Source organism: Streptomyces sp. NRRL F-5755 (genome assembly GCF_001279365.1).
GTDB lineage: Bacteria > Actinomycetota > Actinomycetes > Streptomycetales > Streptomycetaceae > Streptomyces > Streptomyces rimosus.
Genome location: NZ_LGCW01000295.1, coordinates 65,650 through 73,227 on the forward strand (window position 1 = coordinate 65,650; position 7,578 = coordinate 73,227).

The 7,578-nt window shown below is 68.9% G+C and carries 6 protein-coding genes; 1 reads left to right on the forward strand and 5 read right to left on the reverse strand.

Features of this window, described 5'->3' with window-relative positions:
- Positions 1-63 precede the first annotated feature (63 nt).
- The 5 genes from ADK86_RS31765 to ADK86_RS31785 all read right to left on the reverse strand — a co-directional run bounded on the left by ADK86_RS31765 (position 64) and on the right by ADK86_RS31785 (position 6,149).
- Complete coding sequence (locus tag ADK86_RS31765) at positions 64-255, reverse strand: ferredoxin (RefSeq protein WP_053699699.1); 192 nt, start codon at positions 253-255, stop codon at positions 64-66.
- 83 nt (positions 256-338) lie between these two features.
- Positions 339-1,601, reverse strand: coding sequence for a cytochrome P450 (locus ADK86_RS31770; protein WP_234346134.1), 1,263 nt, complete (start codon positions 1,599-1,601; stop codon positions 339-341).
- Between the two features lie 28 nt (positions 1,602-1,629).
- The gene (locus ADK86_RS31775) at positions 1,630-2,688 is read right to left on the reverse strand and encodes a DegT/DnrJ/EryC1/StrS family aminotransferase (protein WP_030600406.1); all 1,059 of its coding nucleotides are present in this window, start codon (positions 2,686-2,688) and stop codon (positions 1,630-1,632) included.
- A 53-nt stretch (positions 2,689-2,741) separates the two neighbouring features.
- Positions 2,742-4,124, reverse strand: coding sequence for a glycosyltransferase (locus ADK86_RS31780; RefSeq protein WP_053699700.1), 1,383 nt, complete (start codon positions 4,122-4,124; stop codon positions 2,742-2,744).
- 375 nt (positions 4,125-4,499) lie between these two features.
- Positions 4,500-6,149 (reverse strand): GMC oxidoreductase, encoded by a 1,650-nt coding sequence (locus ADK86_RS31785; RefSeq protein WP_030600410.1) that lies wholly within the window; start codon positions 6,147-6,149, stop codon positions 4,500-4,502.
- Between the two features lie 241 nt (positions 6,150-6,390).
- On the opposite strand from ADK86_RS31785, the gene ADK86_RS31790 reads away from it, so the two are divergent.
- Positions 6,391-7,515, forward strand: a complete 1,125-nt coding sequence (locus ADK86_RS31790; RefSeq protein WP_234346135.1) for a tyrosine-protein phosphatase — start codon at positions 6,391-6,393, stop codon at positions 7,513-7,515.
- Positions 7,516-7,578: the final 63 nt, after the last annotated feature.

Sequence of the window (7,578 nt, forward strand, 5' to 3'; positions counted from 1 at the left end):
AGCACTCTCGTTCGGTCGGTGGGCGGGCCGGGGTTCGGACACGAGCTCCTGCCCGGGCGGGCGTCAGCCCTCGTGCACGGTGATGGCCCCGGACGGGCACAGGGCGCCGGCCAGTTTGGCGGCGGCCTCCTGGTCGGCGCCGGGCTCGGCGATGAGGGTGACCAGGCCGTCGTCGTCCTGGTCGAAGATCGCGGGCGCGTTCAGCACGCACTGGCCCGCCCCGACGCAGCGGTCGGAGTCAACGGTGATACGCATGTCGGGTCTCTCTCCTGCGGTGGATGGGGGCCGCCCGGCGGCCGGTGATGCGTGCCGCCGGGCGGGCGCGGGTTCCGGTCAGGTCACCAGCGGACGGGCAGCTCGTGCAGGCCGTAGAGCACGCCGTCGTACTTGATGTTCAGCCCGTCCTCGGGCACGTCGAGCTGAAGGTTGGGAATGCGTTCGAAGAGCTTGCGGTACGCGACTTCCATCTCGACCCGTACCAGGTTCTGTCCCAGGCACTGGTGTACGCCGTAGCCGAAGGCCACGTGGCCGCGGGCGGAGCGGGAGGGGTCGAACGCGTGGGGGCACGCGAAGAGTTCCTCGTCGTGATTGGCCGCGGCGACCAGCGGCACGATGCCCTCGCCCGCCTTGATGTGCTGCCCGGCGATTTCCACGTCCTCGACGGCCACCCGCAGGGACACCAGGTCGGCGACCGAATGGAAGCGCAGGGTTTCCTCGACGGCCCGTTCGTCGCCGATCCACTGGGGATTCTTCAGCAGGGTGACCACACCGAGCGCGATGTTGTTGGCCGTGGTCTCGTGGCCGGCGATGAGCAGCAGCATCAGTACGCCGGACATTTCGTGGGCACCGATGGCGCCGGTGGCCAGCAGCCGGGTGACGATGTCGTCGCCGCCCCAGTTCTTCTTGATCTCGATCAGCCGGTTGATGTACCGCATGAGGTCCTTGCCGGCGGCCATGCGGTCCTCGTCGGAATACGCACGGAACGAGACCAGGACGCGGGTCCTGGATTCGAAGAACTCGCGGTCGGCGGGCGGCACGCCGAGCAGTGCCGAGATCACCAGGGAGGGAATGGGCAGGGTGAAGTCGGCGACGAGATCGGCGGTGTTGCCCGCGGCCAGCATCGCGTCCAGTTGCGCGTCCACCGTGCGCTCGATCGCGGGTTTCATCGCGCGGACGCGCCGCACGGTGAACTCCGGGATGAGGGCCTTGCGGAACCGGTCGTGTTCGGGCGAGTCCATTCCGACGAACCAGCCGGGTATCTGGTCCTGCCTGGGTACGCCGATCGTCTCGCCGACATTGGGGAAGCCCGGGTGCTGGGGGTTGGAGCTGATGGCCGGGTTTGTCAGGACGGCGCGTACGTCCTCGTGCCGGGTGACCAGCCACACCCGTTTGCCGTCGGGCAGGTGCGAGAGCACCAGCCCCTTTTTGTCGCGGTAGTCGGCGTATTCGGGCGGCGGGAAGGGTATGCCGGGCGCGCGCAGCGGAAAGTCGACGACCAGCGGGTCCGTTCCGTGCCCGGTCGAATCCGTCGTGTCCGTGGCCGCGGCCGCCGCTCCCGTGACCGGGCAGGTGGCCGGCGCGGCCGGTTCGGTGTGCGTCATGGGTGGAATTCCCCTTTCGGACGGGCCGTCAGCCGACGCCGTAGAAGGCGCGGACCCGGTCGATCACGAAGTCCTGGTCGCCGGCGGTCAGTCCGGTGTGGGTGGGCAGGTACAGTCCGTCCTCGGCGAAGGTGTTCGCCTTGAGCGAGGGCCAGTCGGGGTGGAAGTACATGGGCTGCCGGCTCATCGGCTTGAAGAACAGCCGGGTCTCGATGGACTCCCCGGCCAGGAATTCCCGGAGTTCCTCGCGGCGTTCGGCGCGCAGGTCGTACATCCACAGCACGTCCCGCGGCGGCATCAGCGTGATACCGGGGACATCGGCCAGTCCCTCGTCGTAGCGCTTCTCGATGCCGCGGCGCACTTCGAGGATGTCGTCCAGCCGCTCGGTCTGGGCGAGCGCGACGGCGGCCTGCATGGCCGTCATGCGGTAGTTGTACGCCACCTTCTTGTGCAGGAAACTGTGGTCCTTGGTGAACGCCATGGCCCGCAGGTGCGCCATTTGCCCGGCGAGTTTCGGATCGTCGGTGAGGCAGATGCCGCCCTCCCCCGCCGTGATGATTTTGTTGGCGAACAGCGAGTAGCACGCGATGTCACCGACCGGGCGGATTCCGTGCGCCTCGGCGCTGTCCTCCACGACCCGCAGGTTGTACTGGTACGCGATGTCCATCACCGCGTCCATGTCGCACCGCCGGCCGTAGATGTGCACCGGCATCACGGCCTTCGTGCGCGCCGTGATCTTCTCCTCGATACGGGTGACGTCGATGTTGAGGTCGTCCCCGCAGTCCACGAACACGGGCGTCGCGCCGGTGTAGGTGACCGCCCACGCCGAGGCGATCATCGTGAATTCCGGGACGATCACCTCGTCCCCCGGGCCGATGCCCAGCGCCCGCAGCGCGAGGGTGAGCGCCGCCGTTCCCGAGGAACAGGAAACGCCGTGCGCGATGCCGTTGTAGTCGGCGAAGGCACGCTCGAACCGCCCGACCATCGGGCCCTGGGAGGATATCCACCCGTCCTCGACGGCACCGGTCAGATACGCCAGCTCGTTGCCCTCCAGAGCGGGCCTGGACACGGGATACTTGAACGACATCCGCTGTCTCTTCCTTGCCTTTTCGTGGTCCACGGACAGATGTGCGTGCGGTGTTACGCCCGGGCCAGGGCCGGGTGTCCGAGGATCACCTCGGCAGCGGCCGCACGGCCGCCCGCCGCACGCTGCAGGGCGCCGAGCCGCTCCGCGTTCTCGCGGAAGGAGGGGGTGTCGAGCACCCGGGTCAGCTTGTCGACCACATCGTCGACGTCGAGGTCCCGGGGCCGGTCGAGGGTCAGGCTGATGCCGAAGTCCCGGCCGCGCACGGCCTGGTCGTAGCAGTCCACCCACAGCGGCCGTACCACGAGCGGCTTGCCGAAATACACGCCTTCGTTGTAGCCGTTGCCGCCGGCGTGGGTGAAGAACAGCTTCACGTTCGGATGCGCGAGGACATCGAGCTGCGAAGGGACCCAGTTCTCGATACGGAGATTGTCCGGCAGGGATTCCTTCGGCGGCAGCAGGTGCTGCTGTCCCGAGGGCAGTTTCCACAGCACCTGGTGCCGTCCCTGGAGCCGGCGGGCCACCTCCACCATGGAATGGACCTGTTCCCGGGTGAGCCGGGTGATGGTCCCGAATCCCGCGTAGACGACCGAGGACTGTTCGTCCAGCCAGCGCGAGAGCTCGTCCTCCTGCTCGGCCTCCGGCAGGGGCGGCACCATCGTGCCGACCATCCGGAACTTCTCCGGAATGTCGAAGGGATAGTCCAGCTCGGCGATCGAATTGCACAGCACCAGGTCGGCGTGGTCGATCCGCGCCATCGGGCTCATCTGCCCGAGCCCGTGCGCCTTGCGCCGCCGGTTGTCCTCGGCCAGCACCTTGCTCATCGTGGGCGTGCAGAACATCGCGAGAGTCCGCAGTTTGAAGAGCATGTTGCGCACCCGCTGCGGGACATTCATCGGATAGGGCAGCCCCGTGTGCGGTACGGGGAAGTCCTTCGGGGTATAGCCCTTGGCGAAGGGGGTGAACGCCGTCAGCACATTGCTCGGGGTGAACGGCACGCTGAGCACGTACGGGATCTTCCGCGCCATGGCCAGCTCCACGCCGTACGAACTGATGCAGTCGACGACGATCAGCGCCGGCCGGATCTCGTCGACGACGGCCGCGAGCTTCTGGAACTTCTCCTCCTGCGCGCGGGGCACGTACGAGTGCCGGATCACCGCGCGGTGCGCCTTGAACCGCGACGACTGGGTGACTTCCCGGTACACCTCGTCGCCCCAGGTCACCGCCGACAGTTCGGGGACGACCTCCCCCAGTGAGGCGAATTCCACCGGAGATCCCACCGAAATCCTCTTCACGTCCTCGCGCCGCGGCTCGTCGGTGGCGAACCAGAGATCCGGCACGTCTTGGCGGGAGAGTTCCTCGGCCAGGACGAGCAGCGGATTGGCCAGCCCGGCCTCCGGAAGACTGACGAAGAGGATCGGCCGTCGGGCGGATTCCATGGATTCCCTTTCGCGCTGATGAACAGGGTTCGCGAGCACACCCCGTGCGGATCGTCCGGCCGCACCGTCCATTGATCTCACGCCGCGCACCGGAAAATCCTTAGAGCCTGTGCGGTGTTGTGCGGGCTGCGGAGATATCCGGGCAGCAGCGAACCGGCCCTCCGCGTGAGAGGAGGGCCGGGGTCGCGGACGCGCGCGCCGGGGCTAGGGCGTGTCTTTTGGATCAGCCTGGAGCAGCCCGCGGCGTCTGGTGCGGTGCATCGCAAGGCGGAGCATTGCCCTCGGACTGGGTGTCCGTGGGTGCGAGGTGCCGTGCCAGGCGTCGCGGGCCCAGGATGATCCGAAAGACACGCCCTAGCCGTCACCGGGGCACGGCTACGCGGCCTTGACGTCCTCCGCGATGATCCGCTCGATGTTGCGCTCGGCGAGGGCCGTGATGGTCACGAAGGGGTTGACGCCGATGGAGCCCGGCACGAGCGCGCCGTCCATGACGTAGAGGTTCCGGTAGCCGGCGACGCGGCCGTAGAGGTCGGTGGCCTTGCCCAGGACGCAGCCGCCGAGCGGGTGGTAGCTGAAGTCGTCGGAGAAGTTCTTCAGCTGCGAACCGAACAGGTCGTAGCGGTACATCGTCGTGTTGGCCTTGTTGATCCGGTCGAACAGCGACTTCGCGGCGTTGACCGCGGGAGTGTTCTGGTCCCGGGTCCAGCGTAGCTTGGCCCGGTCGGTGGCCTTGTCGTAGACGAAGGTGCCGCGCTCGGGGTTCTTGGTGATCGCCAGGTAGAGGCTGACCCAGGTCTCCAGGCCGGCCGGCATCGGCGCGATCTCCGCGAAGACCGGGGCTGCCGGGTTGTCCCAGTCGTCGATGCCCAGGGCGGGGATCGAGGACTGGTGGGCCCCGGTGGGGTTCCAGACGTGGTTGGCGCGGCCGGTCATGATGTTGCCGTTGGGGCCCCAGCCCGCGCCGACCTCGGCGTTCAGCTCGGGCAGTGTGCCGGTGTCGCGGGCGCGCACCAGCAGTTCGGTGGAGCCGAGGCTGCCCGCGCCGAGGAACAGGTGGCGGCAGCCGATCTCCTTCTGCGCGACGACCTTGCCGTCGGCGTCGCTCTGGACCACGGACAGCACATAGCTGCCGTCCGGCTGCCGGCGGATCGCCTTGACCTGGTGCAGCGTCTCGATGGTGACCTTGCCGGTGCCCAGCGCGGCGGCCAGGTAGGTCTTGTCCAGGCTCTGCTTGCCGTGGTTGTTGCCGTAGATCACCTCGCCGGCCAGCGCCGACTTGGGCGCCGTGCCGTCCGCCTCGCGCCGCATGTGGCCGAAGTCGTAGACGTTGGGGACGAAGGTGGTGCTCAGGCCCGCCTTGCCCGCCTGTTCGCGCGAGACCCGCGCGTACTTGTACCACTCCGTGTCCTCGAACCACCCCTTGTCGATGTGGTTCACCTTGAGCATGGAGTTGGCGCGCGGGAAGTACCGGTCGTACATCTGGGCGGCGTCCACCCGCGGGAGGACCTCTTCGAAGTACGAGCGCTTCGGTACGACGGCCATGCCGCCGTTGACCAGCGAGCCGCCGCCGACGCCCCGTCCCACGTACACCGACATCTCGTCGAAGTGCACCTTGTCGAGGACGCCCGCGTACGGGTCGATGTTGCGGTTGATGACATCCAGCCACAGGAACGAGCCCAGCGGGGCTTCGGTGCGCGACTTGAACCAGCTGGACCGGCGGTCGGGCTTGAGCATTCCGCAGAAGATGTTGCCGTCGTCGGCCGGCTTGTTCCACAGCTGGCCCATTTCGAGCATGAGCGTCGGAATTCCCGCCTCGCCGAGCCGCAGCGCGGAGACCGCCGCACCGTAACCGGTGCCGATCACCACCGCCGGTACGAACGCGCCGTCACCGGCCCGCGGGCTTCCCTGGCCGGCGGCCGCGGCGCGCGGGGCGGCGGAAATCGTGGTCATTCCGGCGACGGCGGCGCCGCCGAGGGCGGCCAGTCCGAGCAGACGGCGCCGTGACAGATGCTGGTTCTCGATCACGCTGGTAGTACCCAACCTTCGCCACAGGATTTTTCCCCGCAGGGCTGTTCCGCGGCGCCGCCACCAAGAAGAATGCGGGCCTGTTCCACCGGCCCCGGGCCGCCGCGCGCCCCCATCCTGCCCACAAAAGACTAAGGGAAATGTTAAAGGTACGGCGTGCGCGGATCGCCTTTCGGCCCCGCCCGGCCCGTCCCGCCCGCTCTAGTAATTCCGTGCTGTTTCCGGCCGTACGGTCCCGGCTATGAACTCACCATCCACGGCGGCCGTGCAGACCGCCCGCCGCATCGCCGTGTCGTTCGTCGCCACCGTTTCGGCCGTGGGGGTCACCGCGTCCTTCGCCTCGGCCGAGCCGGTCGCCGCGCCGACCACCGAAGCGGGGCGGCACGCGGCGCAGGCGTCACCGGCCACGCGCGGCATTCCGTTCACCCATGCCACGGTGGCCCAGCAGCAGGACGGTTCCTTCACCGTGTCCTGGAAGGCGCCCGGCGCCGGTTCGGTGACCGTGTACGCCGACGGCAAGGTCGTGGCGTACGGCGGGGCCGAGGCCACCGTCACCGTACGCCGGCTGCCCGCGGCCGACCGTCAGTGGTTCCGCCTCGTGCCGGACGAGGGCGATCCGCTCACCCTCGCCGACCGCTCGCTGCACCTGGAGGGCGCCGCCAACTTCCGTGACGCGGGCGGCTACCGCACCGCCGACGGCCGGTGGGTGAAGATGGGCGTGCTGTACCGCGCCGACGCCCTGCACAAGCTCACCGACGCCGACCTGGCCAAGCTGCGGCGCCTGGGCATCCATACGGACTTCGACCTGCGCACGCCGGGCGAGCGGGCCAAGGCCCCGGACCGGCTGCCCGCGGGCGCACGCTATGTCGTCGCCAATGTCATCGGCGAGGAGAACTCCGGCGAACTGCCCCCCACAGCCGAGGCGTCCGAGCGGCTGATGGCCGAATCCTACCGGCAGTTCATCGTCAGGCCCGCGGCCGCCAAGGCTTACCGTTCGCTGTTCCGCACGGCCGCCGAGCCCGGCTCGTACGCGCTGGTCCATCACTGCTCCAGCGGCAAGGACCGTACGGGCTGGGCAACGGCCGTCCTTCTCATGGCCCTCGGCGTGGACCGCGAGACGGTCATGCGCGACTACCTGGCCAGCAACGACTACCTCGCCGCAAGCAACACCGCCGAACTCGCCGCGCAGCCCCCCGAGATCGCCGCCCGCCTCAAGCCGGTCCTGGAGACGAGGGCCCCATACCTGAACGCCGCCTTCGACGAGATCGAGGCGCGCTTCGGCACCTTCGGCGCCTATCTGCGGGAGGGGCTGGGGCTGAACGGGCAGGAGCTGGAGCGGCTGCGGGCGGCGCTGCTCACCGACTGACCGGCTGACCGGTGGGGCGGCCGTCGGCCGGCCCACCGGCCCACCGGCCCACCGGCCCACCGG